We start from the raw sequence: 25,788 nt of genomic DNA on the forward strand, positions 1-25,788 counted from the left end.
AACAGGAACCATCATGATCATCGACAAGGCAGAAGTCATCGTCACGAGTCCCGACCGGAACTTCGTGACGCTGAAGCTCACGACGGACGACGGGCTCACGGGCATCGGCGATGCGACCCTCAACGGCCGAGAGCTGGCCGTGGTCGCCTACCTCAGCGAGCACGTCGTGCCGCTCCTGCTCGGCAGCGACGCGCACCGCATCGAGGACACCTGGCAGTTCCTCTACCGGAGCGCGTACTGGCGGCGCGGGCCGGTGACGATGGCCGCCATCGCCGCCGTCGACATGGCGCTGTGGGACATCAAGGGCAAGGCCGCGGGCATGCCCGTCTACCAGCTCCTCGGCGGGGCCTCGCGCACGGGGCTCCTCGCCTACGGGCACGCTTCCGGCAAGACCACCGACGAGGTGTTCGACTCCATTCGCTCGCACCAGGAGCAGGGGTACCGGGCGATCAGGGTGCAGACGGGGGTGCCCGGCCTCAAGTCCATCTACGGCATCGCCTCGAACGCCACCTACGAGAGCAACAAGGGTGTGCGCTACGACCATGAGCCCGCGCAGCGGGGCGCGCTCCCCAACCAGGAGGACTGGGACACCCGCAGCTACCTGCGTCACGTCCCGACGGTCTTCGAGGCGGTCCGCAACGAGTTCGGCCCAGAGCTGCCGCTGCTGCACGACGCCCACCACCGGCTCACTCCCATCCAGGCGGCGAGCCTCGGCAAGTCGCTCGAGCCGTACGACCTCTTCTGGCTCGAGGACGTGACTCCGGCAGAGAACCAGGAGGCGCTGCGCCTCGTGCGGCAGCACACGACCACGCCGCTGGCCATCGGCGAGATCTTCAACACCGTCTGGGACTACCAGACGGTCATCCGGGAGCAGCTCATCGACTACGTGCGCAGCGCGGTCACGCACACGGGCGGCATCACGCACCTCAAGAAGGTCCTCGACTACGCCTCGCAGTACCAGATCAAGTCGGGCATGCACGGTCCGACCGACATCTCGCCGGTCGGCATGGCCGCCGCGATGCATCTCGGCCTGTCCATCCACAACTTCGGTATCCAGGAGTACATGAAGCACGGTGCGAAGACCGACCAGGTCTTCAAGCAGAGCTTCACGTGGGAGAACGGCATGCTCCACCCCGGTGACGCTCCCGGGCTGGGCGTCGAGCTCGACGTGGACGAGGCTGGCAAGTACCCATACGTGCAGGCCTATCTCCCGTTCAACCGACTGCACGACGGGACCGTCCATGACTGGTGATCCCCCTCCTGCGGGCGTCGGGGGGCCGCGCATCGTCGTGATGGGCGTCTCCGCTGCCGGAAAGAGCTCGGTCGCTTCTGGGCTGGCGGCGAGACTTGGCACTCGGTGGCTGGATGCGGATGACCTGCATCCGGCCGCGAACATCGAGAAGATGGCCGAGGGGATTCCGCTCGAAGACGAAGACCGTTGGCCGTGGCTCGACGACGTGGCAGCGCGGATCGAGGCGGAGGGTCGGGCAGGTGGCATAGTTGTCGCATGCTCGGCGCTCCGCCGGGTCTACCGCGATCGCATGCGCGCGCGGGCAGCCGATCTGGTCTTCGTGCACCTGGTCGGCAGCCGGGAGCTCCTCGCGAGGCGTGCGGTCTTGAGAGAAGGGCACTTCATGCCAGCGAGCCTGCTCGATACGCAGCTGAACACCTTGGAGCCCCTCGACTCGGACGAAGCGGGGTTCACGCTCGACGTGAGCGGCACCATCCAGGAGATCGTCGACGAGGCAGCCGAGCGAGTCGCCCAGCATGCCCGCTGAGCAGAGAAGTGCCCTCGACGCGGAGGATGCGCTGCCGGACGAGCTGCCACCTGAGCTCGCAGCGAGGCTGCAGAAGCGGGGCGGAACTGCGACCATCTACGACATCGCCGAGCTGGCGGGGGTGAACCCGTCGACCGTCTCGCGGGCGCTCAGCAAGCCGGGACGCATCAGCGCGAAGACGGAGAAACGCATCCGCGCCGCGGCAGAGCGACTCGAGTTCCGGTTCAACCCGATGGCTCGTGCCTTGCCGACAGGTCGGACGCATACGCTCGCGCTGGTCGTCGCGGACATCACGAACCCCATGTTCTTCGGTATCGTCCGCGGGGCCGAGCAGGCGGCTTCTGCCGCCGGGTACACGCTCATCATCACCGAGTCCCAGGAGTCGGGGGCGAACGAGGCCGAGGCCATCTCCCGCGTCCTGCCGAGCGTCGACGGGCTCGTGCTGGCGACCACCCGTCTCGACGACGAGCGCATCTCCGAGATCGCAGCTCGCAAGCCCCTCGTCGCCATCAACCGCGACATCGGCGGCGTCGCGAGCGTGCTGCCTGAGATCGAGGCAGGTGTCACCGACCTCCTCGAGCATCTTGTCGGGCACGGTCACCGCACTGTCTCGTACCTCTCCGGCCCGGAGAACTCCTGGATCAGCCGCCGCAGGTGGGAGATCCTCCTCGACGTCGCGGAACGACTCGACGTCGGGCTGGTCGAGATCGGGCCGAATCCTCCGACGATCGAGGGTGGCCGGGCTGCGTGGCGTCGCGTGATCGCAGCGCGCCCCACGGCGGTCATCGCCTTCAACGACCTCATGGCGATCGGCGTGATCCAGTCGGCCGCTGCCGCGGGTGTCAGCGTGCCCGGCTCGCTCAGCGTGGCTGGCTTCGACGACATCTTCGGCAGTGAGCTCATCGTTCCGGCGCTCACGACTGTCCGGGCCCAGCTTGTCCTTGCGGGGCAGCTCGCGGTTGAGAAGCTGCTCGGGCAGATCGATGACGACGCGGATGTCGCCGTCGACGAACCCCTCGCGACGAAGCTCATCGTGCGCGAGAGCACCGCGGAGGCTCGGTCCGGTCCGTGGTCGACGGGATGATCGCCTCGGGGCTTCGCTGGGCGGTTGTCGGCACGGGGGACATCTCGCGGCGAGTGATCGCGGATCTGCGCGAGGTGTCGATGGGCTCCATCACGGCTGTCTGGGGGCGATCCGAGGAGCGTGCGGGACTGTTCGCCGCCGAGTTCGGGATCCCATCGTGGACCAGCGAACTCGCTGAGCTGCTCGGGCGCGGGGACGTCGACGTCGTCTACATCGCCACTCCCTCAGAGACGCACTGCGAGATCGCCGTGCAGGCCCTGAGAGCAGGAAAGCACGTGCTCATCGAGAAGCCGATTGCCATGTCGGCCGCCGAGGCGCGCGAGATCTTCGATGTCGCGGCAGGGCAGGGCCTCTTCGCGATGGAGGCAATGTGGATGAAATTCAATCCGCTGCACAAGGAGATCGAGCGACGTGTTGCAGCGGGTCTGCTGGGTGAGGTGAGCTCGGTCAGGGCGAGCTTCGGCACGCCTTTCCATGCACGTGGCGGGCGCACGAGCCCTGCCCAGGCCGGAAGCGCCCTGCGGGATCGCGGCATCTACACCGTGACCCTCGCGCACTGGTTGCTGGGCGAGGGTGGTGTCGGCTATGCAGAGGGGACGCTGCTCGACGGCGTCGATGTCCGTGGTTCGGCCGTGCTGCGCTTCGGCGCGACCCCACACGCTCAGCTGGCATGGTCGGGGACGGAGTTCCTGGACCTGTCGGCGGCGGTGAGCGGAGATCGGGGGTGGGTCGAGTTCGAGGCGATGTTCTGGGCTGGCACAAGGGCACGCATCCACGCTGGTTCAGCGGAGCGGATCTTCGTGACGCCCGAGGTCGTGGACTTCCCGCGCGTGGGAAACGGCTACCAGCCCATGCTCCGCGAGGTCGAGAGCATGATCTCAGACGGCGCGATCATGCATCCCCGGCACGCGCCGGACGCCACCATGCAGGTCACGCGCACGCTGGATTCCATCGAGCAGGCGGTCCGAGCGCAAGCAGAGTAGGTGCCGGCGGGCCTCTGATGGTCGGGACGGGTCCTGTCGATGCGCACGCCGCGGCTCCTGCATGAGAGTTCTTGACAACCGATTGCCAAATGGATCGCGAAGTGATTGGATTGCCGCATCATGCAACGGCGCATCCGACGAGACTCCAGACCTGAAACGACCAGCGCTCCCCAAGAGGAGGAGCGACGCTGGACGACCTCCATCGCGGTCCACTACGAGGAGAAGAAGCCGACCAGCAGGTACATCCGCTGGTACCTGCTCGTCGCGCTGGTGATCTCCGCGATCTGGGCCTCGGTCAACGGCATCCTCATGCCGAACCAGGTCCAGCTCCTGGAATTCGGACGGCTGTTCGTGGGCCCGGATGCAGGTGTCGACCTGACGGCGCTGACGGAGCTCAGCCGAGCCGTCGCAGCTGGCGAGGTCCAGCCGTCCGCGGATGAGACCAGGCAGCTGGCGATCCTCACAGACTTCGAGACGGCGCGCGCGGCGAGTCTTGCCGTGGTCACGACGGTCAGCGCCATCGTCGTCATGCTGCTGCAGCCCGTCATCGGCGTGTTCTCTGACCGGACACGCTCTCGGCTCGGACGTCGAGCCCCCTGGATCCTGTACGCGGGCCTCCTCGGCGCGCTGCTGCTCGTCGCCGTCAGGTACGCCCCATCCGTCGCCGTGCTGGTCGTGCTGTGGACCTTCACCGAACTGGTGATCAACGTCGTCAGCACCCCGTTGCAGGCGACGGTCGCCGACCGTGTGCCGCGTGAGCGCCGCGGCCGTGTGACCTCGTACACGAGTCTCGGCGCGATCGTCGGCGGGCTCCTCGGAGGTATCGGGGCGGGGGCGCTGTTCGGCATGATCGGTCTCGACTTCTACTTCGTGCTGGCCCTGCTCTTCGCGCTCGCCGTCGTCCTGTTCGTCGCGCGGAACCGTGACGAGTCCTCCGTCGAGATGGAGCGGCAGCCGTTCCGCTGGGGAGAGTTCATCAGGGGATACGCCAGCGCTCTGAAAGCGCGGGACTTCCGCTGGCTCTGGATCTCCCGTGCACTCTTCTTCTTCGGCTACAGCACCTCGACGGTCCTGTCCCTCTACATGCTGCAGAGCTACATCAGCCCGGCCTTGAGCGCTGAGCAGGCGTCCGCGACGGCGCCCCTCATCTCGATGGCGTCGCTGCCGGCGACGCTGATCGCGGTGACGGTCTCCGGCCGCTGGTCAGACCGCGTCGGGCGGCGCAAGCCCTTCATCATCGCCGCATCCCTGCTCATGGCGATCTCGATGACGGTGCCGCTCATCTCGCCCACATTGCCTGGCCTCTTCACGCAGGCGATTCTCACGGGACTCGCGTTCGGCATCTACCTCCCCGTCGACAACGCGATGTTCATCGACGTGCTCCCAGACCCCGAGCGAGCAGGCCGAGACCTCGGCCTGTCGATCGTCGCCACCAACCTCGGACAGTCCATGGCTCCGGCGCTGGCCGCGGTGATGGTCGCCATCACCGGCGGGTACGCGATGGTGTGGGTGGCCGCCGCCATCCTCGTGGCCGCCGCGACCCTCACCATCTCGCCGATCAGGGAACGCCCCAGACGCACGCCCGTGGCGGCCTAGATCATCGCTGCGCATCGTCCGCGCGCCAGGGAGCTGAAGGCATGAGATATCGCGAGGTGACGACGACGGCCGGAGTCCTCCGCGGGGTCGAGGCCCAGGGCGTCTTCACCCTGCTCGGTGTGCCGTATGGCGAGGATACGTCAGGCCAGGGAAGGTTTCGCGGCCCGCAGCCAGTGCCCCACTGGGATGGGGCGCGGGACGCGATGCAGTTCGCTCCGGCCGCGCCCCAGCACGACACTCGGGGCGCTCTCGAGCTGCTCATGCATCCGAGAGGCGGGTCGCCCCTGGAGGGGGGTCCGATCAGCGAGGACTGCCTGCGCCTGAACGTCTGGGCGCCTGCTGGACGCGACGCGGCAGAGCTGCCCGTGCTCGTCTGGCTGCATGGAGGCGGCTTCCTCAGCGGCACGGGCAATGAGATGTGGTTCAACGGGGACGTGCTCGCCGCCGACAGCGACGTGGTCGTCGTCACCGTGACCCATAGACTCGGCGCCTTGGGCTTCGCGGATCTCCGAGATCACGGGTATCCCGACTCAGCGCATGCAGGCATGCTCGACATCGTCCAGGCACTCAGGTGGGTCCACGAGAACATCGCTGCGCTCGGCGGTGACCCGGGCCGCGTGACCGTCGCTGGACAGTCTGGCGGCAGCGCGAAAGTGGCCGCGCTCCTGGGCATGCCAGCCGCCACCGAGCTGTTCGCCCGCGCCGTCATGATGAGCGGTCCCTTCGCCAGGGTCGTGCCGCAGGTCGCCGCGTCCGGATTCCGCGACCGCTTCCTCGATCACGTCGAGTTCTCGGATGTGCGCGAGCTCGAACGCATTCCCCTGAAGGAGCTCATACAGGCTCAGGCGGCAGCACTGGCGGGAGGCTCGATCGGGGCCTTCAACGCAGAGGCCATGGAGTCCTTCGCGGGCGTCGGGCCGGTCATCGATCCCGTGCACCTCCCCGAGCATCCGTTCTGGCCGATCGCCACGCCGCTCATCGAGGGCAAGGAGCTCATGGTGAGCTGGACCGCCCACGAGGTCACCGCCTTCTTCGAGCGTGATCCAGGCTTCCATCCGGGGCTCACACAGGGCGAGGCGATCGAGCGGCTCAGTGGGTTCGGCATCCCCGGTGCAGCAGACCGCTTCGACGCCAGGGCGCGGTCCGTGCCGGGCGACGACCCGCACCTCGTCTTCGCGGGCATCGTGAGCGAGCTGCTGTTCGCAGCCCCGGCGCGCGACCTCGCGACTCGCGCGGCGGCGTCCGCCGCCTCAGTGTGGGCCTATGAGTTCGCAGAGCCGAGTGACGCGATGGATGGGGTGCTCGGGGCTTGTCATTCGATCGACATCCCGTACGTCTTCGGAACCGGCCCGCGGATACCGCTCGTGGGGGAGACCCTCGAACGTCGCGCTCTGTCGAAACGGCTCCGCGCGCACTGGGTCGCGTTCCTCGACTCCGGACGCCCGGCGGCTGGCGACGACGACTGGCGGCCCTGGTCCGATGGTCTCAGCGAGCCCATGCACTTCACGACCCGACCATCCATCTGACATCAGACCCCGAGAGAAAGCAGCAGTCCCGATGACCAACGAAACACCCATCACCGCGCAATCCAGCATCGGCCAGTGGCTCGACCACCCGACCGGTGGCCCGCTCATCCGATCACTCCTGGAGCAGTCGGGCACGGACCCGGCGATGCTGGCACCCATGCGCAGCCTCCCGCTGCAGCAGCTCGTCGCGGCCAGCGGCGGGCAGATGCCGCAGTCCGTCGTGGACGACCTCGTCCTCGCCGCCAACGGCGGCGTCGCGCCGGAGCCCGGTGCCGGTCCGCAGGGCGAGCTCGTCTTCTCAGGTCGCTTCGCCGGGAAAACGGTCGTCGTCACCGGCGCCGCATCCGGCATCGGGCGCGCAACCGCATCCCGCGTCGCCAGGGAGGGGGGTCGGGTCGTCGCCGTCGACGTCTCGCAGGAGCGCCTCGATGAGCTCGTCGCCAGCCATGCAGGCGCCGACATCGTGGCCGTCCGTGCAGACATCACGGTGCAGGCGGACGTCGACGCGATCGTGACGGCTGCCGACGGTCGCATCGATGCGCTCGCCAACGTCGCCGGCATCAACGACGACTTCTCGCCGGCGCACGAGACCAGCGACGCGGTGTGGGACCGAGTCCTGGCCATCAACCTGACCGGTGCGTTCAAGGTGCTGCGGGCTGTGCTCCCGACGATGCTCGAGGCTGGCGGCGGATCGGTGGTCAACGTCGCCAGCGAGGCCGCGCTGCGCGGCAACAGCTCAGGCAACGCCTACACCGTCTCCAAGCACGGCATCATCGGCCTCACGAAGTCCTCGGCCTTCATGTACGGGCCTCAGGGCATCCGGGTGAACGCCGTCGCACCCGGTGGCGTCGCGACCGGCATCCCTATGCCGCCGAACATGTCGGAGCAGGGCTCCGCGCGACTCCAGCCGTTCCAGGCGATGATCCCGACCATCGCGACTGCGGAGCAGCTCGCGGCGTCCATCACGTTCCTGCTGTCGGACGACGGCGTCAACATCAACGGGGCCGTCCTGGCCTCCGACGGTGGCTGGTCCGTCCAGTAGGAGAACTGGTCCGTCCAGCGAGAGCAGAGAAAGCGGCCTCCCTCCTCGAATCGAGGAGGGAGGCCGCTTTCTCGTTGCGGCGGCTACTCGCTGGTCACGCGTCCTCGGCGCTTCTTGATGAGGAACGCCGCTCCGGTTCCCGCGAGCAGAGCCCCGAGGAGCGCGAGGAAGCCGGCGAGGCTGCCGTCGACGCCCGTCGTGGCGAGGTCGCCGTCCTGACCGCCGGCGTCCGAGCCGCCGGAACCGTTGCCGGAACCGCCATCGCCGCTGTTGCCCGGCGTCGACGTTGGCGCGGTCGTGCCGCTGCCATCAGTAGAGGTCGGCTGCGGCGTCGGCTCGGTCGTGCCGGTCGGCTCCGGCTCTGGCTCCGCGATGCTCTCGACTGCGCTGTTCAGCGTGACGGGACCTGTGAGGCCAGCCGGGATGAGGCCGGATCCGCCGTGCACGCTGTTGTACGCCTGGTACTTCACGTTGGCGGCGGGATCGCTGTTGTACAGCTCTTTGAGGCCTTCGCGGCGGTTGCTCTGCACGGGCTGCACGTCGATCTCGATGATGTTGGAGCCGTTCACGAGCGCCGGCGCGATGTCGACTTCGTAGGGTGCGGCGTACAGCTGCGTTACGAGCTCGTGCTCGGTGCCGGGGTTCACGCGCACCGTCGCGGCGTTGTGCACGGTGCCGAGGTTCAGCACCGCTCCGCCTTCGAGCAGGTCGGCTGCATCCGGAATCTCGACTGAAGTGCGGTAGGTGCCCGAGTCGGTGACGTACCGAAGCTCGTGGCCGAGGAAGCCGTCGGCGCTCCAGTCGCCGAGCACCTCGCCGGTGTACTTGGACGTGCTCGCCTCGCCTGGCGCGTTCGAGCCGATGTTGTCGGCCGTCACCTCGAGCGAGAACGCCCCGAGCTCGTGGGTGACGCCGCGTTCGGTGGTGTCGATCGATGACGGACTTCCGTCGGAGACGGCGGCGTCGGCGATGCCGGTGCCGGCTGGCTCGCAGAGCAGGGCGACCGCTCCGCTCGCGTCGAGCGTCGCCGAGACGACGTTGCCGTCGACCTGTGCGTCGAAGATCTCGCCCGTCTCAGGGTCGAGCCACCAGCACGCGTCGAGGCCATCGCCGACGGTGAGGTTCACACCCGTGGCCACTTCCGCGAAAGTGTTGCGCACGTAGGCGAGCTCGCCTCCGGTCGGGAGCGTGCGGCGCCCGAAGCGGATGTCCGTGTTCTCCTCGTAGGAGATGGGCGCGTCGACCGAGGCCGCGAGGGCCGCGGGGACGGCAGCCGCATCGACGGCGCCGCCCATGGCCGCGGCGATCTCGCCGACCTGTGCGTCCAGGGCTGCGTAGTCGCCGCCGGCGTAACCGGGCTGTGCGGCGGGAGCGGTGCCCACGAAGACGATCGGAGCGCCCGCGTCCTTGAGCTTCTGCAGCGCCTGCATCGTCTCGAGCGGCACGGTGCCGCTCTCGACGAGCATCGCGTCGAAGGATGCGTTGCCGCCGTTCGCGACGAGGTGCGAGCCGTCCCAGCTGAGGCCGGTCTGGATCGTGTCGTCGTTGATCGCATCCCACGCCCAGCCGTTCGCCTGGGCCGTGGTGACGGATGCGAGCGGCGTGGAGCCGCCACCGAACCCGCCGCCGCTGGCCAGCGCCCCGAAGAGCGGCATGTAGATGGCGACGTCGCTGCTGTTGGTGCCTGACTGCATCAGGTAGTTCGCACGCGAGGCGTAGGAGTTCATCGACGCGTAGTAGTCGGCGATGCCCGCAGTGTCGGCCATCTCGACGCCGATCGTGGGCCAGGCGCGCCAGCCCTCCTCGGCGTAGAGGTTGTCGTCGGAGGTGAAGGCGGGGTCGTCGTTGCCGCTGTAGGTGGCGCTGAGGCCGTGGTAGAAGAAGTTGTTCACGCCGCTCGTGGCCATGAGGTCGTAGCCCTGCTTCATGAACTCGGGCGTGATCTGGAACGGCACCGAACCCAGCGTGAAGACCTCGGAGGTGACGAGGTTCTTGCCGTAGAGGTGCGCTCCGGATGCGACGCGCTTCAGCGAGTACTCGTCGAGCCCCTCCGTCTCCGGGATGTCGACGTACTGCGACGACTTGAGGGTGTCGATGGGTGGGTTGTACGCCTGCTGGCGGTAGTCGATGCCGTACTCGCCGAGGGTCGTCGAGAAGGCCTCGAGGCCCTGCAGGAACGAGTCGTTCAGGAGCACGCCGTAGTCGTGCACGATTCGCTGCGACTCCTCCTCGCTGAGGTTCGAGGCGAGGAGCGGGACTCCGCTGCCGCCGCCGAAGCGGCTGACCTCGGGGGTCTGCATCCCGAGGGCCGCGTACTCGGGCTTGACCGTCGGGGTGCCGTCGATGAGGAACGAGTCCTGGTAGAGCGAGTAGAGGGAGGGGAGGTACGGGGTGATGTCGTAGCCGAGCAGCTCCTGCGACTCCGCCGCGGCCTGAATGAGGTCGTTGTAGTGGCGGTCGGTGTAGAACTCGTAGCTGTCGTTGAAGGCGGCGCGGATGTCGCGCGACTCGACGATGTCGTTCAGCGCCGCTTCGCCGAGCCAGCCGTCGACGAGCTTCGTGATGGCGACCGGGTTGAGGTGGTCGACGACGTAGTTGCGCTTGTCGGTCGTCGTGTTCTCGATGATCGAGTTGAAGCCGTAGGCGCCCGTCGCGGCGCTGTAGAGCGCGACGACCTCGTAGTCGCCGGCTTCGAGCTTCGAGGTGTCGACGCCGAAGGTCGTCTGCCCGTCGCTCGGGTAGGAGAGCTGGGCGGCGTCGAGATCGAGGACTGGCTGCTGCTCGTACGTCTTGACGGCGCTGAGATCGGAGGTGAGTGTCTGGTTCGCCGTGGTCAGGTCGGCGCCCTGGCCGGTGATCGGGGCGAGCATGACCGAGTTGAGGTGGACGTTCGCCGGGTCCCACTCGCCGAAGTCGAAGCCGAACTTCTCGGAGGCGAAGAGCGGGCTGACCTCCGGCTTCGGGATTCCGAGTGAGACCTGTCCCGTCCCAGAGGGAACCGACACGTCACCCGACACGAGGGTGAGCGCTCCAGTCGCGTCCACGCGAACGGTGGCCCGGCCGAGCGCCATCGTGTTCTGGCTGTCCTCGAGGCCGATGGAGTCGTCGCTCGCCAGGTACCCGCTGCCGATGTTGAGGTCGACCGTGATGCCGAGCTCGTTCGCGCGGGCGACGACCGCGTCGAGCTTCGCGAAGTACTCGGGCGACTCGTAGCCGAGGATCGCCTCGGTGTCGTGACCCGGGGCGGCGTCGTAGATCGAACCTCCGTTGCCTCCGTTGCCGGCGATGCCCTCCTCGGTGAGGAATCCCTTGGAGAAGGCGACGATCTCGACGGCGCCGAAGCCGTTCTCGTGCAGGTAGTCGACCTGGGCGAGCAGGTCTTCCTGGCTGGCCGCGTTGCCCGGCCACCACCAGCGCACGCCGGGCCGGAAGTCGACACCCGGCTCGGCGAACTCGGTGGGGTCGATGGCACTGGTCGTCGTGGAGTGCTCGTCTCCGATGGCGGGGCCCGCGACCGCGAGCGTGCAGGCCACGGAGAAGGCCGCCCCGAGCGCAAGCGCCCGTCGACCTCTTCTTCGTTGATCGTTCATCTTTGGACCTCTCTGGCATCGTTGCCAATGACGGGGTGTGAACTGTCGCGCGGGCGCACACCGTGGGGGAGAGCTGCGGTGTGCGGCGCGAACCGCTTCGATTGAATCGATTCACGGGTGAACCTAACACGTGTTAGGGAACGCGGCAAGAGACAATGAGGACATGCCTCCAGGCCTCAGCTACAGCTCCATCCCGCGGTACTCGCGACGGGACGTCACCCCGCATCCGCGACGCGACGAGATCCTGGACGCGGCAACGCGTGTGTTCACGGTCAAGGGCTTCAACGCGGCATCGATCCGCGAGATCGCCGTCGAGGCGGGCATGTCCCACACCGGTGTGCTCCACCACTTCCCGGACAAGGCCGTGCTGCTCGAGACGCTCCTCGAGCGCCGCGGCCAGCGGGCCGCTACGGAGGTCGGCCTCGACTTCTCCACCGGGCTCTCCTACCTGCGGGGGCTGCTTGCGCTCGCCACTCGCGACGTCGCCAAGCCAGAGGGACTTCTGATGTTCAGCATCGTGTCGGCCGAAGCGCTAGCTCCCACGCATCCAGCACACGCCTCGATAGCGCGCTGGTACGAGTTCCTGCGCTCGACGGCACTCGACGCGCTCGCGGACCTGCAGGAGAGAGGGCTCTACGCTCGCGCCGACGTTCCGCTGGAGCTCGCGGCAGTCCAGATCGCCGGCCTCAGGGCAGGGCTGACGCAGCAGTGGCTCCTGGCGCCCGAGGTGGATGCGGTAGGAGCGTTCCGCGTGCAGTTGCAGTCCTACGTGACCGAGCAGCTCTGAAGCAGGAAGCGCGCCAAGAACCCGCGAGCTTGTGGACCCAACGCGGCCCCTGCATCCACACGTTCGTGGATGCAGGGGCCGCGCTCGGTTCTGCTCTGGACTACTCGATGGTCGCGCGTCCGCGGCGCTTTTTGATGAGCAGCGCCGTCCCTGCGCTCGCGAGGACAACCCCGAGGAGCGCGAGGAAGCCGGCGAGGCTGCCGTCGATACCCGTCGTGGCGAGGTCGCCGTCCTGTCCGCCAGCGTCAGAGCCGCCGTTGCCGGGGCCGGCTGTCGGCGCGGTCGTGCTCGTGCCGTCAGTCGAGGTCGGCTGCGGCGTGGGCTCGCCCGTCGGCTCGGGGCTCACGGTCGGCTCGGGCGCGGCGAGTGCCACCGTGTCGCGGTAGGGGGTCAGCGTGATGGGACCCATGAGTCCGGTGCGCTGGCTCTCGGCGGTCTGGTAGTTCGAGTCGCCGGTCGCCTTGACCGCATTGAACATGGTGGTGGCGACGCGCACGACGACCGAGTTGTCACCGGGCTCGAGGTGGTGTCCGAGATCGATGCGCGAGCGGTCGGCCTGGTTCACCGTGACCTGCTCGCCGTTCACCCAGACCTGGGCGGTGTCGAGCACGTCACCGAGTCCGAGGTAGGCACCGTCCGCTTCCTGCCAGGTGTCGGGCAGGGTCACCGTGGTGCTGTAGGTTCCGAGTCCGGATGCGCTGCTCAGGTCGACATCACCGGAGATCTCGAGCCACGACGGCAGCTTGCCGTCAGCGTCTGCGGAGATCTCGATGGCCTGCTGGTCGGTCTTGAGTGTCTTGGACGCCGTCATGCCGGTGGAGTCCGGCCCTGGGCCCCACGTCTGCGCGGCCAGCGACCAGGTCGTCAGTCCCTGAGCCGGGGCCAGCCCGCTGACCTCGGTCTTCGTGGACGTGCCGTCGCTGAACTCAGTGCGGTACGTGCCGTCACCGGTGGCGCGCACGGAGACACTGCCGTCGCCTGCCGGTGCGAGCACCTGCGCGTCGCTCGCGACCGCATGCGTGCCCGGCTCCGTCTCGTCGACGAGCGCGAAGATGGCCGTGTCGTGAGCGGCGACGTCGATGGAGATCGTGACGCTGTCGCCGTCCTGCGTGAACTCGCCGACCGGCGTCACCTCGCCGGACCACGGGTCGAGGTGGTAGGGGCGGCCGGTGCCCGCGAGGGTCAGCGTCTGCTGGACCGCCTCGCCGGATCGGTTGTAGACGAAGTCGTACGTGACCCCGTCGGCGGCGCGACGCACGAAGCCGAGCGCCGAGCCCTGATCGCTTGGGGATACGGCGGGCGTGATCGAGTCGCTGCTGAGAGCCGAGGGCAGCTCGGCCTCGCTGCCGAGCTGCGTGACGCTGGGCTGCGCGAGGAGCTCCGCGACGACCGTCGCCAGCTCGTCAGCTCCCGGCTCAGCGCCCGTTAGCTCGCTCGGCGCCTGGCCGACGACATACACGCGGAGCCCCTGCTTCGCGAGGTCGCGCAGTGAGCGCGCCCCGTCGAGGGAGATCGTGCGCTGGTCGTTGAGGACAACCGCCTTGTATCCGGAGCGGTCGCCGAACAGGCCGCCCTCCGCATCCGGCGCCAGGCCTTGTTCTGCGAGGAACTGGGGTGCGAAGTAGTCGTAGGTGTACCCGGCGGATGAGGTGGCGGAGTCGGTGCCGAGCATGTGCTGCTCTGCCTGCTGGCCGCTCACCGACGAGCCCTTGAGGCCGAGATCCTCGTAGTAGACGCCGAGGTCGAGCTTTGCCTGGCCTTCGCGCAGCACGTACTGGGTGCGGGCGAGGGCGTCGTTGACGCCCGTCATGTCCTCCCAGTTGGCCTGCCGAGGCCCGAACACGTCGTTCACGTTGAGCGCGCCGAAGATGTCCCACGGCTGGTAGCCGGGCCAGGTGCCGCCGTCGCGACCGGCGGTGCCGACCCCGGTCGGCGCATCCGGGTACGCGAAGCCGTGCCACACGAGTTGGTTCACGCCACCCGCGTAGCTCTTGTAGACGCTGTCGAGCAGGCCCTGCGAGTACTTGCCGCCGAGGACCGAGCCCTCGCCGCTGTCGGAGAACTGCCCGCCGATGTTGGGGCCGGCCATGCCGGAGCGGTAGCCGCCGAAGAACACGGCGCAGCACTCGACCGAGACGATGTCCTTGCCTGCGAGGTGCGCGCCCCCGCTGACGGCTCGGTAGTTCTGCTCGGCGCCCAGCGGGTTGGGGCTGCCGAAGTTCAGTGACTCGCCCTCGGGGATGCCAGCTGCGGAGGAGGCGTGCGACGTCGAGGTGGGGAGCCCGTACGCCTGCACGCGGAAGTCGAGGCCGTGTGTCTGCGCCCACGACTGCATGGGGGTCACGTACTCGTCGATGAACAGGTCGCTGACCGTCTCGCGGTAGTCCTCGCGGGCCTTGTCGCCGACCTCGCCGATCTCGAACGCCGCCTCGTGCGACCCCTGGATGCCGATGCCGGCCAGGGCGGGAAGGACCTCGGTCGCGTCGTAGCCGCGGCGCTCCTCGAACTGGTCGAGGAAGCTCCACGTCCATTTCTGGGATTCGCCGAGCTCGAGGGAGTCCTCGAAGATGGCGCCGCCGCCGACCTCGTCGAGGTTCGCCTTCACTGCGTCGGTGAGGATGTTCTCGTCCCAGAAGTCGGCCTGGATGTCGACGCCGCCTCTGCCGAGGTGATCGACGACGTAGTTGGGCTGCGTCGCCGTGTAGCCGCCGCGCTGCCCGACGAGGCCGGATGCGGTCTGCTGGAAGTCGATGACCGCCCAGCGGGTGCCGTCAGTCGGGAACGTGTAGTCGAGCTGCCCGTCGACGACCTTGTCGGTCACGTCGAGGATGCTGCCGGGCACAAGCGCGGCGGGACCCTCGCTGCCGGGTGCGCAGTCGGCTTCGCACTGTGCGATCACCGTGCGGAGGCGAGTGGTCTCCGCGACGTTCACGAGGGGCGCGTCGACCGCGTGATCGGCCGAGATCGGGGTCACGGTCAGGGTTCCGGTCGCACCGAGGCGGTCGCCGACGGCAGTCACGGTGACCTTCTCAGCTGATCCATCTGCCCCGAGCGTCACGACGTCGCCGACCGCGAAGCCGCCGAGACTCGCGACGGTCAGGCTCGTCTGGCCTGCGGTCGCCGCCTCGGCGAGCTTCGTCGCGACCGAGGGTGGTGCCGTCAGGGGCGCCGGGAGGGCGCCGGCGATCGTCTCACCAGGCGCGTGAGCTGACCAGCCGAAGATGAGCTGCTGCTCTGCTTCCGGCTGGTTGAAGCTGTTCAGGGTGGGGACGGTCGGCGGGTAGTGGGGCCCGAGGTTCTGGTCGACGATGAGGCCCAGCTCGGCGGCCTTCGCTGTGATGACCTCCATCTTGTGGGCCCAGGCGGGTGTGCCCCAGCCGTACTCGGCCAGGAACGCGTTGCTCTGGTTGCCCTCGCCGGCGACGATGAACGGCGCGACCTCGACGCCGCCGGCGCCGGAGGCGGCGATCTGGTCGAGCTGCTCGCGCAGCACGCTGTCCTCGGTGTAGGCCAGCGGCATCCACCACCGGAACATCGGTCGGACGGATGCGGGTGGATCGGCGAACGCGGCGGCATCGATGACGGGTGTCGTCGCCGGGGGAGCGGTCGGCTCGGCAGTCGCCGGGGCGGCGAGCAGCGGAGTGAGGAGGACCGAGAAGGTCGCTGCCGCCGCGAGCGCGACGGTGCGGCGCTGGCGGCCTCGAGTGGGTTGGGGCACGGGTGTTCCTTTCCCTGCGCGAGGCAGGATGTGTGGGTTCGATTCGCCTGTGAAACGATTCATGTGAAGGTCGGAAAACCCCGCTCCCTCGACTGCTCGGGGGAGCGGGGGTGACGAGCTCAGGCCTGGATGACAGCCCCGCCGTCGGCGTTGAAGTTCTGGCCGGTGATCCAGCGGCTGTCGTCGCTGGCGAGGAAGATCAGCACCGGGGCGATGTCCGCGGCCGGGTCGCCGAACCTGCCGAGCGGATTGACCGACATCTGCTGCTTCACGAATTCGGAGTACTCGGGTGCGAGTCCGTGCAGGATCGTGTCCGTGAGTGCGACCGGCGCAAGCGTGTTCACGCGGATGCCGCTCGCTCCGAGCTCCCGGGCGGCAACCATCGAGAGGCCCCGGATCGCAGCCTTGTCGGGGACGTAGGACGCGTATCCCTCCATCCCCGTCTCGTACACGCCGGAGACCAGGTTGATGATGGAGGCTGTCCCCTCCGTCCTGGCCATGTGCGGGTGGCAGAGCTGCATGAGCCGCCACACGGCCATCACGCCGACTTCGAACGCGGTGCGAAGCGACGAGATGTCCTGCTGCAGGAAGGGGGTGAGCTCAGCTTCGAAGTTGGCATTGTTGACCAGCACGTCGATACGGCCGAAGCGCTCGACGGTTTGCGTGACGTAGTTCTCGAGGTGCCCCACATCGGTCACGTCGCAGACCACGCCGAGAACCTCTGCCCCTTCGGCTTCACAGAGCGCAACGGTCTCGAGCAGCGCCGCCTCGCTGCGTGCTGAGATGGAGAGCTTCGCTCCGGCCTTCGCCAGCTCGATGGCGTTCTGTTTGCCGAGTCCCTTGCTCACTCCCGTCATCATGACGACCTTGCCGTGAAGGCGCCCCTGGTTCTGGTTCTCCGTCGACATCAGATCGTCTCCCCGGCGTCGGCGAGCAGCGTGCTGCCCGTCATGATCACCGACAGGTCACTCGCGGCGAAGAGCACGACGCGGGCGATGTCATCCGGAGTGCCCGTGCGGCCGATCAGGCTCTGGTTCATGACGTCGAGATCGGGCAGTTCCACGCCTGCGGCCTTCGCTGCTTCTATTCCGGCGGCTGCGGCGGCGATGTTCCCTTCGGTCGGCACGTAGCTCGGGGCGACCCCGAGAACGCGGATCCCCATGGGCGCGAGGTCGAGCGCGAGCGACTTCGTGAGCCCTCGGGCGGCGTGCTTCGAGCTCGCGTAGGCGGCCATGCCGGGGAAGCCGACCTTGAACCCAGCCGTGGAGATGATGTTGACGATCACGCCACCCGAGTCGCCTTGGCTCATGTGCCTCGCGGCCTCGCGGGAGCCCAGGAAGGTGCCTCGGGTGTTCACGGCGAAGACCTGATCCCACATCTCAGCTGGCATGTCGAGCACGGGGGCGTTCGGGAAGATGCCGGCGTTGTTGACCCAGATGTCGATCCCACCGAGCTGGTCGACGGCGAGATCGGCGGCCGCGGCGATGGATTCCGTGCTGCTTACGTCGGCCGCGGTCGCGAAGGCTTGTATCCCGTGCCGTGCTCCGATCTCGGTGGCTGCGGCCTCCGCGCGTTCGAGGTCGAGGTCGAGGATGAGGAGGTCCGCCCCGGCTTCGGCGAGCCGTTCGCAGATGGCGCGGCCCAGGCCCTGGGCTCCACCGGTGACGACTGCGCGGCGCCCTCTCAGTGAGATGAGGTCGGCGATGGGCGCTGTCGAGACGTCGGGGAACGGGTACGGCATGAGACCTCCACGTTGAGTTCTGAGCGAGTATTGGCAGAGTATGTCAATACTCCGACCTCGGCAAGGAGGAACAATGTGGCTATGAGTGAGACACGACGGCCTGGTCGTCCCGCGTCCGCGGATCACGGGCAGCTCCGCATCCAGATGCTGCAGGTCATCCTCCGGGATGGGTACGAGCACGTCACGATGGCGCAGCTCGCCGCGGAGGCCGGCATCAGCGTGCGCACGCTGCATCGCCATTTCCCGTCCAAGGCCGACATCGTCTGGCAGGGCGCGGAAGGCGGGCACGAGGCGTTGAGGCGCGAACTCGGCACGGTGGATCCCGAGCTTCCGGTGCTGCAGGCGCTCGCGGTCGCCGTCGGCAGGGTGTTCGAACTCGAGGCGGAAGATGAGCCGACCGCGCGTCTCCGGCTCCGCGCCATCGCGGCGATGCCGCCTGAGCTGTCATCCCGCCCCGATGCGTACTCGGGGTGGCGGGGGGAGACGGCGGTGTTCCTGGCGCGCAGGCTGGGCCTCGGTCCGGACGACCTGGTCGTGCGGGCGGCGAGCGCGGCCGTCCAGGCGACGATGGCAGAGGCTCTCTCGTGGTGGGCGACGAACGCCGGTTCGCACGAGAGCGCCCACTCGGCGATCGAACGGGCATTCCTGGGGTTGGAGCGCGCGCTGGTCCCGAGGGGCGGGCGCGCGTGACGCGTCCGTGTAACAAGTCCGCATCCCCCGCTTGACGTTTTCTGCGAGCGTCGCGTAGTGTCACATCCAGTCGCTTGAAACGATTCACAAAGTAGGTGAACGACAAGCGGATCACCACGCTCACCACCGAGCATCCCCTCGATACCCCGCAATACTCAACGAAGAGAACGGAGCCACCGTGACGAGTTCGCAAGTCGTACTCGAGCTGCGCGATGTGCAGAAGTCATTCGGATCCGTCGTCGCACTCCGATCCGGCACGATCGCCGTCGAGTCCGGTTCCATCCACGCACTCGTGGGTGAGAACGGCGCCGGCAAGTCCACGCTCGTCAAGATCGTCGCTGGCCTCTACCAGCGCGACGCCGGCACCTTCCAGCTCGGCGGCGAAGACGTCAACTTCACATCCACGGCCCAGTCGAAGGCCGCGGGCGTCGCGGTCATCTACCAGGAGCCCACGCTCTTCCCCGACCTCTCGGTCACCGAGAACATCTTCATGGGCCGCCAGCCCACGAACCGCTTCGGCCGCATCAACCGCGCAGCGATGCGCGATGAGGCGAAGGCGCTGTTCGCCAGACTCGGCGTCAACATCGACCCCGACCGCCCGGCCGAGGGTCTCTCGATCGCCGACCAGCAGGTCATCGAGATCGCCAAGGCCGTCTCGCTCAACGCGAGAGTCCTCATCATGGATGAGCCGACCGCCGCCCTCTCCGGCGTCGAGGTCGACCGCCTCTTCGCCATCGCGCGCAGCCTGCGCGATGAAGGCCGAGGCCTCATGTTCATCTCCCACCGCTTCGACGAGGTCTTCGCGCTCTGCGACAAGGTCACCGTCATGCGCGACGGCAGCTACATCGCCACGAACCTCATCAGCGAGACGACGGTGGATGCGCTCGTGCAGCAGATGGTCGGCCGCGAGGTCACCGAGCTGTTCCCGAAGCAGGACGCCGTCATCGGCGAACCCGTCCTCGTCGTCGAGGACCTCGAGAGCCCCGGCATCTTCCACGACATCAACTTCACGGTCCGCTCCGGCGAGATCGTCGGCCTCGCCGGCCTCGTCGGCGCCGGCCGCAGCGAAGTCGCCCGCGCCGTCTTCGGCGTCGACAAGTACAAGTCGGGGCGTGTCACCGTCGACGGCAAGACCGTCAAGCCGGGCTCACCCGTCGCCGCCATGCAGGCTGGCCTCGCGCTCATCCCCGAAGACCGCCGCAAGCAGGGCCTCGTCGTCGACTCCGGAGTCGGCGAGAACATCACGAGCGTCATCCTGAACCAGCTCACCAAGCTCGGCGTCATCAGCGGCCGCAAGCAGAACGACGACGCCCGCGAATGGGCAACGAAGCTCGAGGTGAAGGCGCAGGCGCTCGACACGATCGCCGGCACCCTCTCCGGCGGCAACCAGCAGAAGGTCGTCATCGCCAAGTGGCTCGCGACGAACCCCAAGCTGCTCATCATCGATGAGCCGACGCGAGGCATCGACGTCGGCACCAAGTCAGAAGTGCACCGCCTGCTCTCCCAGCTCGCGGGCACCGGGATGGGAATCCTCATGATCTCCTCGGAGCTCCCAGAAGTCCTCGGCATGGCCGACCGCGTGCTCGTCATGCACGAAGGCCGCATCGCCCAGGAAATCGATCGCAGCCAGGCCACCAGCGAGAGCGTCATGCGCGCCGCGACCGGCGCAGTGACGGTGGTGCTCTGATGGCCACGACCACCACCCAGGGGCCGCACCCCACCGCCGGCGCACCCATGCCGCCCAAGAAGGCCCTCCGCTTCGGCAACTTCGGCAAGGCGCGCGAGCTCGGCATCCTCCTCGCCCTCGCGATCGTCCTCATCGTCGCGACCGTCGCCAACCCGAACTTCCTGTTCAGCCCCGACGGCTGGCGCGACCTCTTCCTGACGCCGTCCATCCTGCTGCTCGTCGCAGTCGGCCAGGCCATCGTGCTCATCACCCGAAACGTCGACCTGTCCGTCGGCTCCGTGATCGGCCTCACCGCCTTCCTCACGGGCCGCCTCTTCATCGACTTCCCGGGCATCCCGATCCCCGTCGTCGTCATCGCGGCCGTGCTGTTCGGCGCGATCCTCGGCTTCGTCAACGGCGCGCTCGTCGCCTACGTGCGAGTCCCCGCCATGGTGATCACCCTCGGCACGCTCTACGCCTACCGCGGCATCAACGTCATGTGGGCTGGATCGAGCCGCATCAATGCAAGCGACATGCCCCGCGACTTCCTCGGGCTCGGCACCGGTCAGATCCTCACGATCCCGATCCTCACGATCGTCGCCGTCATCGTGCTCGCCATCGCCGCCTGGGTCATGAAGAACACCCGCCCAGGCCGCGAGTTCTACGCCATCGGCTCCGACCCCGACGCCGCGAAGCTCTACGGCCTCCCCGACGTGCGCCGCGTGCTCACCGCGTTCGTGCTCTCCGGCGCGCTCGCCGGACTCGCCGGAGTGTTCTACGTGGCCCGCTACGGCACCGTCAGCTCCCAAGCCGGAGCCGGTTGGGAACTGGATGCCGTGGGCGCTGCCGTCATCGGCGGCGTCGCCATCACCGGTGGCGTCGGAACGCTCTGGGGTGCAGCCATCGGCGCGATGCTCCTCATGACCATCAACCGCGTGCTCCCGCTCGTCGGCATCCCGGACTTCTGGCAGCGCGCCGTCGTCGGTGTGCTCATCCTCGCCGCGATCGTGCTCGACCGCGTCCTCGCCATCCGCCAATCCCGCAAGCTCGTCGAAGCGAGGGAGGAATCATGACCGCTCTCACGACCCCAACGTCGTCCGCTGCCACGCAGCGCACCATCGAGAACTACTCGCAGCCAGCCTGGCGGCGGATGCTGTTCACCCGAGAGATGGCGATCGTCGCCCTCCTCGTCGTGGTGTGCGTCGTCTCCATGGCCGCGGTGAAGGGCTTCTCGCAGCCCATCACCATCACCTACCTGCTCATGGACGTCGCCGCGGTGCTCATCATCGCCCTCCCGATGACGCTCATCATGATCACCGGCGAGATCGACCTGTCGGTCGGCTCCATGGTCGGACTCTCCAGCGTCACCACCGGCGCCCTCTACCAGGCGGGCCTCCCGTTCGAGGTCGCAGCCCTCGCCGCGATCATCGTCGGCGTCATCGGCGGAGCGTTCAACGGCTTCCTCGTCACCAAGGTCGGCCTGCCATCGCTCGCCGTCACCATCGGTACGCTCGCCCTCTTCCGCGGCATCGCGGTCGGCGTCCTCGGCACCGCGGCGGTCACGTCGTTCCCCGAGTTCTGGACCGACATCGCGAAGGCCAAGATCGTGGGCACGCCCCTGCCCGCCATCATGATCCCGTTCCTCATCCTGCTCGCGATCTTCATCATCGTGCTGCACTACACGCCCTTCGGACGCGGGGTCTACGCGATCGGCCTCTCCAAGGAAGCCGCCCACTTCTCGGGCGTCCCCGTCGGCCGCACGAAGTTCATCCTGTTCGTGCTCTCCGGCGCCCTCGCGGCCCTCGCCGGCATCTACTTCACGCTGCGCTACGGCTCAGCGCGAGGCGACAACGCGACCGGCCTGGAGCTGCAGGTCATCGCAGCGGTCGTGCTCGGCGGCGTCTCCGTCTTCGGCGGACGCGGCAAGCTCTTCGGAGTCGTCGCAGCCGTCCTCCTCATCGGCGTCCTCGCGAGCGCCCTGCGCCTCGCCAACGTCACCTCCGACGTCATCAACATCATCACCGGAGTGCTCCTCATCGCCTCCGTCGTCGGAGCAAGCCTCCTGCCCAGGATCCGCCGCAAGCGGCCCAGGGTAGAGAAACCGCTGGTCGGCACGACCAGCGGGACAGCTCCGAAGGCCTGAGCGGCCCCACGACCTGAAGCTCACATCCACCCACACACGCAACACCCCAACCGTCGCCCGGAACACCGAGCGGCTCAGTACCCGAAGGGAAACCCCATGAAGCTCGCAACGAAGCGGCTGAGCGCAGCTGGCGCACTCGCAGTGAGTGCAGCACTCGTGCTCACTGGATGCACCACCGGCGGCGACGACACCGCAGCAGGCGGCGGAGACACCGGCAACCTCACCGTCACCTTCCTCCCCAAGAACCTCGGAAACCCGTACTTCGAGGCGTCCAGCGTCGGCGGCCAGGCCGCTGCCACCGAGTTCGGCGGCACCTTCGCCGAGGTCGGCCCGTCGGAGGCAACCCCCGACGCGCAGGTCAGCTACATCAACACGCTCACGCAGCAGGGCGTCGGCGGCATCGTCATCGCCGCCAACGACCCCGAAGCCATCTGCGACGCCCTCAACGAGGCCCGCGACGCCGGCACGAAGGTCGTCACCTTCGACTCCGACACCAACCCGGAGTGCCGCGACCTCTTCATCAACCAGGCCGACGCCGACGGCATCGCCAAGGCGCAGATCGACCTCATCGCCGAGCAGATCGGCGGATCCGGCGAGATCGCCATCCTCTCCGCAACGGCCAACGCCACGAACCAGAACGCCTGGATCGAGAAGATGGAAGAGTACGTCGGCACCGAGTACCCCGACATCACCATCGTCGAGACCGTCTACGGCGACGACGACGACCAGACCTCGTTCGACAAGACCGCAGCTCTCCTCCAGACGCACCCCAACCTCAAGGGCATCGTCTCGCCCACGACGGTCGGCATCGCGGCTGCAGCACGCTACATCCAGACGTCCGACTTCAAGGGCAAGGTCGCGGTGACCGGTCTCGGCACGCCGAACCAGATGCGCGAGTTCGTCGAGGACGGCACCGTCACCTCGTTCGCCCTCTGGAACCCGGAAGACCTCGGCTACCTGTCGGCCTTCGCAGCCCAGGCACTCATCGCCGGCGACATCACCGGCGCTGAAGGCGACACCTTCACCGCAGGCGAGCTCGGCGAGTACACGGTCGGCGCCGACGGCACCGTCCTCCTCGGAGAGCCCTTCGTCTTCGACAAGGACAACATCGGCGACTTCAGCTTCTAAGAACTGAGCAGCTGAAGGCGGGCGCCAGTCGCCACGCCGAACCGAACTGCAGACGCCGCGCCGGGGCCACCTCCCGGCGCGGCGTTTGCGCGTCCCGCTCACTGCGCGCCCGTCGTTCCCCGCGCATCCCCCCCCGAGCGCATCCATGCGGGAGATGCATGCTCGTCGCGCAACGCAGCTGCGCCTCCCGGATGTTTGCGGAGGTGGGTGGTGGCGGACGGGTCGGCAGATGCGGAACGGCACTCACTCAGGCCAGCCGCCAAACCAGATAGGAAGAACCTCATGCCAAGAATCGGATTCCAGCTCAAGGTCGCACCGCAGCACATCGACGAGTACGTCCGTCGTCACGCCGAGGTGTGGCCCGAGATGCTCGCCGAGATCGCCGCCGCAGGGCGACGCAACTACTCGCTGTTCCTCGCCCCGGACGGCACGCTGTTCGGCAGCTACGACGTCGACGACGAGGCCGCCGCCAACGCCTACCTTGCGGCCTCCCCGGTCGCCGCCCGCTGGGAGGCTGACATGTCCCAGTTCTTCGACGGACTCGACGGCCGCGCCGATCAGGCGGCGTCACCCCTCGTCGAGGTCTTCAACCTCGAAGACCAGCTCGGCGCCTAGCGGCCACCTGTCGCGGGGAGTCGGCGCGGCCCCGCCGCTGATAGGTCGCTTTCATCCCGTCCAGGCGCCCGATACGGGGCGAAAGTGCCCCATCCGGCGAGGGGTGCGTCGATGCGGCACGCTGAGGGCACGCAGAGGGCTGGCAGGGGCAGGCGGCGCGCAGGTTGGGGCCGCGCAGCGGGCGAGCGCAGGTCGAGCCGAGCTCAGACCTCGAAGAGACTGTGCACGGGGCCGCAGATACGCTGACCGTCGAGCTCGAGCAGCTCCATCAGCACGGCCGTGCCGGCGAGCGTGTAGCCCAGCTCTTCGAGCAGCTGCTGCCCGGCGCGGAGCGTCCCACCAGTCGCGAGGATGTCGTCGACGAGGAGCACACGTGTGCCGGCGGGGAGGTCCTTCGACGCCTCGAGCCGGTCCGTCCCGTACTCGAGGTCGTAGGTGACTGAGACTGCGGGGCGCGGCAGCTTGCCCGCCTTCCGGATGGGGACGAGGCCGACGCCCGTCGCGTTGGCGATGGCGCCTGCGAGCAGGAACCCTCGCGCCTCGACGCCTGCGACGACGTCGAATGTTCCGGCGAAGGGCTCGATCACGGCGTCGACGGCGGTGCGCAGGGCAGGCCCGTCGGCGAAGAGCGGGGTGATGTCGCGGAACTGGATGCCCGCTTCCGGGAAGTCGGGGATCGTCGCGATGAGCGACTCGGCGCGCGCGAGCTCAGGGTTCACGCGTCAAGGATACGTGTGGGGAGCGAGCGGGCACGGGTCGCGCGGGCCCCCGACCCCCGGCGATGATCTCTCAGTCCACGTCGATGAAGGCGCGCAGGATGGGCCGGTGATCGTCGGCGCGCGATGCCCACGCGAGCTCACTGAAGGCGCCGGTGTCCTTCAGACCGAGCACCGCGATGCCTGGCGGCGGGGAGAGGACGGTGCTCGCGGGAGCCACGGTCACCCCGATGCCAGCCGCGACGAGGTGCAGCAGCGTCGTCCAGGTGCTCCCCGTCTGCACGATGGTCGGCATCCGCCCGCCTGCCAGCACTGGCGCGAGGTTGCGTTCCGTCGCCAGCGCCCCGGCTTCGGCGGGGAAGAACACGAAGGGGTCGCCGGCCAGCTCACTCGCGCGGATGCTGCCCCGCGTCGCGAGTGGGTGCGCGAGGGGCACGGCTGCCACGAACCCTTCCGCGCGGAACGGCGTCAGCCGCACACCGTCGACGGGGTCCGGGTCGCGGACGATCGCGAGGTCCAGCTCGCCGAGCGCGACCTTCACGAGGAGGTGCGCCGTCCATCCTTCGAAGAGCTCGATGTGCACTCGAGGGAATCGTGCTCCGAACCGCTGGACCCGTTCGACGGGGCCGAGCGGGAGTGCTGAGCTGACGAACCCGACGTCGAGTCTGCCCTGCTCTCCGCGGCCGATGCGGGTGACCTCATCCACGATGCGTTCGGACTGCGCGACCAGCGAGATGGCCCGCTCGCGGAGCACGACGCCCGCCGCGGTGAGGCTCACGCTGCGGGAGGAGCGGGCGAACAGCTCGACGCCGAGCTCCGTCTCGAGTCGCTTGATCTGCTGGGACAGCGCGGGCTGCGCCACGTGCAGCGCGGCCGCGGCCCTGCCGAAGTGCAGTTCGTCGGCGAGCGCGAGGAACGACCGAAGCGCTCGAATCTCCAGATCCATGCATCCAGCTTATGGATGCGTGCGCATCCGTATTGGACT

The 25,788-nt window shown here is 68.2% G+C and carries 20 protein-coding genes; 14 read left to right on the plus strand and 6 right to left on the minus strand.

All coding sequences use genetic code 11. The annotated features are described in order from the left end of the window. Positions 1–13 precede the first annotated feature (13 nt). From manD to HDC34_RS02830, 7 genes are all read left to right on the plus strand, one after another. Positions 14–1,252, plus strand: a complete 1,239-nt coding sequence (manD, locus tag HDC34_RS02800; protein WP_179555757.1) for a D-mannonate dehydratase ManD — start codon at positions 14–16, stop codon at positions 1,250–1,252. Continuing rightward, positions 1,242–1,778, plus strand: a complete 537-nt coding sequence (locus HDC34_RS02805; protein WP_179555758.1) for a gluconokinase — start codon at positions 1,242–1,244, stop codon at positions 1,776–1,778. Before manD ends, HDC34_RS02805 begins: the two co-directional genes overlap by 11 nt. Then, positions 1,768–2,862, plus strand: coding sequence for a LacI family DNA-binding transcriptional regulator (locus tag HDC34_RS02810; RefSeq protein ID WP_179555759.1), 1,095 nt, complete (start codon positions 1,768–1,770; stop codon positions 2,860–2,862). Before HDC34_RS02805 ends, HDC34_RS02810 begins: the two co-directional genes overlap by 11 nt. After that, positions 2,847–3,845: a Gfo/Idh/MocA family protein gene (locus HDC34_RS02815; RefSeq protein ID WP_179555760.1), complete on the plus strand. Its 999-nt coding sequence runs from the start codon at positions 2,847–2,849 to the stop codon at positions 3,843–3,845. The genes HDC34_RS02810 and HDC34_RS02815 overlap by 16 nt, the downstream gene beginning before the upstream one ends. A 120-nt stretch (positions 3,846–3,965) precedes the next feature. After that, positions 3,966–5,441: an MFS transporter gene (locus tag HDC34_RS02820; RefSeq protein WP_179555761.1), complete on the plus strand. Its 1,476-nt coding sequence runs from the start codon at positions 3,966–3,968 to the stop codon at positions 5,439–5,441. A 41-nt stretch (positions 5,442–5,482) separates the two neighbouring features. After that, positions 5,483–6,967 carry a carboxylesterase/lipase family protein gene (locus HDC34_RS02825; protein WP_179555762.1) on the plus strand — a complete coding sequence of 495 codons (1,485 nt, stop codon included), beginning with the start codon at positions 5,483–5,485 and terminating at the stop codon, positions 6,965–6,967. A 31-nt stretch (positions 6,968–6,998) separates the two neighbouring features. Beyond that, positions 6,999–8,009: an SDR family NAD(P)-dependent oxidoreductase gene (locus HDC34_RS02830; RefSeq protein ID WP_179555763.1), complete on the plus strand. Its 1,011-nt coding sequence runs from the start codon at positions 6,999–7,001 to the stop codon at positions 8,007–8,009. Positions 8,010–8,092: 83 nt separating this feature from the next. On the opposite strand, the gene HDC34_RS02835 is transcribed toward HDC34_RS02830, so the two are convergent. Next, a complete protein-coding gene (locus HDC34_RS02835; protein WP_179555764.1) occupies positions 8,093–11,599 on the minus strand; it encodes a glycosyl hydrolase in 3,507 nt (1,168 codons plus the stop codon). 163 nt (positions 11,600–11,762) lie between these two features. Here HDC34_RS02835 and HDC34_RS02840 point away from each other — a divergent pair, with 163 nt between their 5' ends. Continuing rightward, positions 11,763–12,386 carry a TetR/AcrR family transcriptional regulator gene (locus tag HDC34_RS02840; protein WP_179555765.1) on the plus strand — a complete coding sequence of 208 codons (624 nt, stop codon included), beginning with the start codon at positions 11,763–11,765 and terminating at the stop codon, positions 12,384–12,386. Between the two features lie 100 nt (positions 12,387–12,486). Here HDC34_RS02840 and HDC34_RS02845 read toward each other — a convergent pair whose 3' ends face one another. From HDC34_RS02845 to HDC34_RS02855, 3 genes are all read right to left on the minus strand, one after another. Then, positions 12,487–16,104, minus strand: a complete 3,618-nt coding sequence (locus HDC34_RS02845; protein WP_179555766.1) for a glycosyl hydrolase — start codon at positions 16,102–16,104, stop codon at positions 12,487–12,489. Between the two features lie 119 nt (positions 16,105–16,223). Further along, the gene (locus HDC34_RS02850; RefSeq protein ID WP_179555767.1) at positions 16,224–17,012 is read right to left on the minus strand and encodes an SDR family NAD(P)-dependent oxidoreductase; all 789 of its coding nucleotides are present in this window, start codon (positions 17,010–17,012) and stop codon (positions 16,224–16,226) included. Continuing rightward, on the minus strand, positions 17,012–17,845 hold the full coding sequence (locus HDC34_RS02855; RefSeq protein ID WP_179555768.1) for an SDR family NAD(P)-dependent oxidoreductase: 834 nt from the start codon (positions 17,843–17,845) through the stop codon (positions 17,012–17,014). Before HDC34_RS02855 ends, HDC34_RS02850 begins: the two co-directional genes overlap by 1 nt. Positions 17,846–17,926: 81 nt before the next feature. Here HDC34_RS02855 and HDC34_RS02860 point away from each other — a divergent pair, with 81 nt between their 5' ends. The 6 genes from HDC34_RS02860 to HDC34_RS02885 all read left to right on the plus strand — a co-directional run bounded on the left by HDC34_RS02860 (position 17,927) and on the right by HDC34_RS02885 (position 24,087). Beyond that, a complete protein-coding gene (locus tag HDC34_RS02860; protein WP_179555769.1) occupies positions 17,927–18,535 on the plus strand; it encodes a TetR/AcrR family transcriptional regulator in 609 nt (202 codons plus the stop codon). Positions 18,536–18,713: 178 nt separating this feature from the next. Continuing rightward, positions 18,714–20,222: a sugar ABC transporter ATP-binding protein gene (locus tag HDC34_RS02865; RefSeq protein WP_104310154.1), complete on the plus strand. Its 1,509-nt coding sequence runs from the start codon at positions 18,714–18,716 to the stop codon at positions 20,220–20,222. Further along, complete coding sequence (locus HDC34_RS02870) at positions 20,222–21,274, plus strand: ABC transporter permease (RefSeq protein ID WP_374757217.1); 1,053 nt, start codon at positions 20,222–20,224, stop codon at positions 21,272–21,274. The genes HDC34_RS02865 and HDC34_RS02870 overlap by 1 nt, the downstream gene beginning before the upstream one ends. Further along, positions 21,271–22,344: an ABC transporter permease gene (locus HDC34_RS02875; protein ID WP_179555770.1), complete on the plus strand. Its 1,074-nt coding sequence runs from the start codon at positions 21,271–21,273 to the stop codon at positions 22,342–22,344. Before HDC34_RS02870 ends, HDC34_RS02875 begins: the two co-directional genes overlap by 4 nt. A 96-nt stretch (positions 22,345–22,440) precedes the next feature. Beyond that, positions 22,441–23,472, plus strand: coding sequence for a rhamnose ABC transporter substrate-binding protein (gene rhaS, locus HDC34_RS02880; RefSeq protein WP_104310157.1), 1,032 nt, complete (start codon positions 22,441–22,443; stop codon positions 23,470–23,472). Between the two features lie 282 nt (positions 23,473–23,754). Further along, on the plus strand, positions 23,755–24,087 hold the full coding sequence (locus HDC34_RS02885) for an L-rhamnose mutarotase (protein ID WP_179555771.1): 333 nt from the start codon (positions 23,755–23,757) through the stop codon (positions 24,085–24,087). A 203-nt stretch (positions 24,088–24,290) separates the two neighbouring features. Here HDC34_RS02885 and HDC34_RS02890 read toward each other — a convergent pair whose 3' ends face one another. Together HDC34_RS02890 and HDC34_RS02895 are read right to left on the minus strand one after the other, a co-directional pair. Continuing rightward, positions 24,291–24,806, minus strand: coding sequence for an adenine phosphoribosyltransferase (locus HDC34_RS02890; RefSeq protein WP_104310158.1), 516 nt, complete (start codon positions 24,804–24,806; stop codon positions 24,291–24,293). Between the two features lie 70 nt (positions 24,807–24,876). Then, positions 24,877–25,749 carry a LysR substrate-binding domain-containing protein gene (locus HDC34_RS02895; RefSeq protein ID WP_179555772.1) on the minus strand — a complete coding sequence of 291 codons (873 nt, stop codon included), beginning with the start codon at positions 25,747–25,749 and terminating at the stop codon, positions 24,877–24,879. Between the last annotated feature and the right edge of the window lie 39 nt (positions 25,750–25,788).

It is taken from the genome of Pseudoclavibacter sp. JAI123 (assembly GCF_013409665.1).
Lineage (GTDB): Bacteria > Actinomycetota > Actinomycetes > Actinomycetales > Microbacteriaceae > Pseudoclavibacter.

Excerpts from the sequence above, each read along its gene's own strand:
- HDC34_RS02870 (WP_374757217.1), top strand. The coding sequence starts at position 20,222 with ATGGCCACGACCACCACCCAGGGGCCGCACCCCACCGCCGGCGCACCC.
- HDC34_RS02810 (WP_179555759.1), top strand. The coding sequence starts at position 1,768 with ATGCCCGCTGAGCAGAGAAGTGCCCTCGACGCGGAGGATGCGCTGCCG.
- rhaS (WP_104310157.1), top strand. The coding sequence starts at position 22,441 with ATGAAGCTCGCAACGAAGCGGCTGAGCGCAGCTGGCGCACTCGCAGTG.
- manD (WP_179555757.1), top strand. The coding sequence starts at position 14 with ATGATCATCGACAAGGCAGAAGTCATCGTCACGAGTCCCGACCGGAAC.
- HDC34_RS02875 (WP_179555770.1), top strand. The coding sequence starts at position 21,271 with ATGACCGCTCTCACGACCCCAACGTCGTCCGCTGCCACGCAGCGCACC.
- HDC34_RS02855 (WP_179555768.1), bottom strand. The coding sequence starts at position 17,845 with ATGCCGTACCCGTTCCCCGACGTCTCGACAGCGCCCATCGCCGACCTC.
- HDC34_RS02840 (WP_179555765.1), top strand. The coding sequence starts at position 11,763 with ATGCCTCCAGGCCTCAGCTACAGCTCCATCCCGCGGTACTCGCGACGG.
- HDC34_RS02830 (WP_179555763.1), top strand. The coding sequence starts at position 6,999 with ATGACCAACGAAACACCCATCACCGCGCAATCCAGCATCGGCCAGTGG.
- HDC34_RS02850 (WP_179555767.1), bottom strand. The coding sequence starts at position 17,012 with ATGTCGACGGAGAACCAGAACCAGGGGCGCCTTCACGGCAAGGTCGTC.
- HDC34_RS02805 (WP_179555758.1), top strand. The coding sequence starts at position 1,242 with ATGACTGGTGATCCCCCTCCTGCGGGCGTCGGGGGGCCGCGCATCGTC.
- HDC34_RS02825 (WP_179555762.1), top strand. The coding sequence starts at position 5,483 with ATGAGATATCGCGAGGTGACGACGACGGCCGGAGTCCTCCGCGGGGTC.
- HDC34_RS02820 (WP_179555761.1), top strand. The coding sequence starts at position 3,966 with ATGCAACGGCGCATCCGACGAGACTCCAGACCTGAAACGACCAGCGCT.
- HDC34_RS02860 (WP_179555769.1), top strand. The coding sequence starts at position 17,927 with ATGAGTGAGACACGACGGCCTGGTCGTCCCGCGTCCGCGGATCACGGG.
- HDC34_RS02885 (WP_179555771.1), top strand. The coding sequence starts at position 23,755 with ATGCCAAGAATCGGATTCCAGCTCAAGGTCGCACCGCAGCACATCGAC.
- HDC34_RS02835 (WP_179555764.1), bottom strand. The coding sequence starts at position 11,599 with ATGAACGATCAACGAAGAAGAGGTCGACGGGCGCTTGCGCTCGGGGCG.
- HDC34_RS02895 (WP_179555772.1), bottom strand. The coding sequence starts at position 25,749 with ATGGATCTGGAGATTCGAGCGCTTCGGTCGTTCCTCGCGCTCGCCGAC.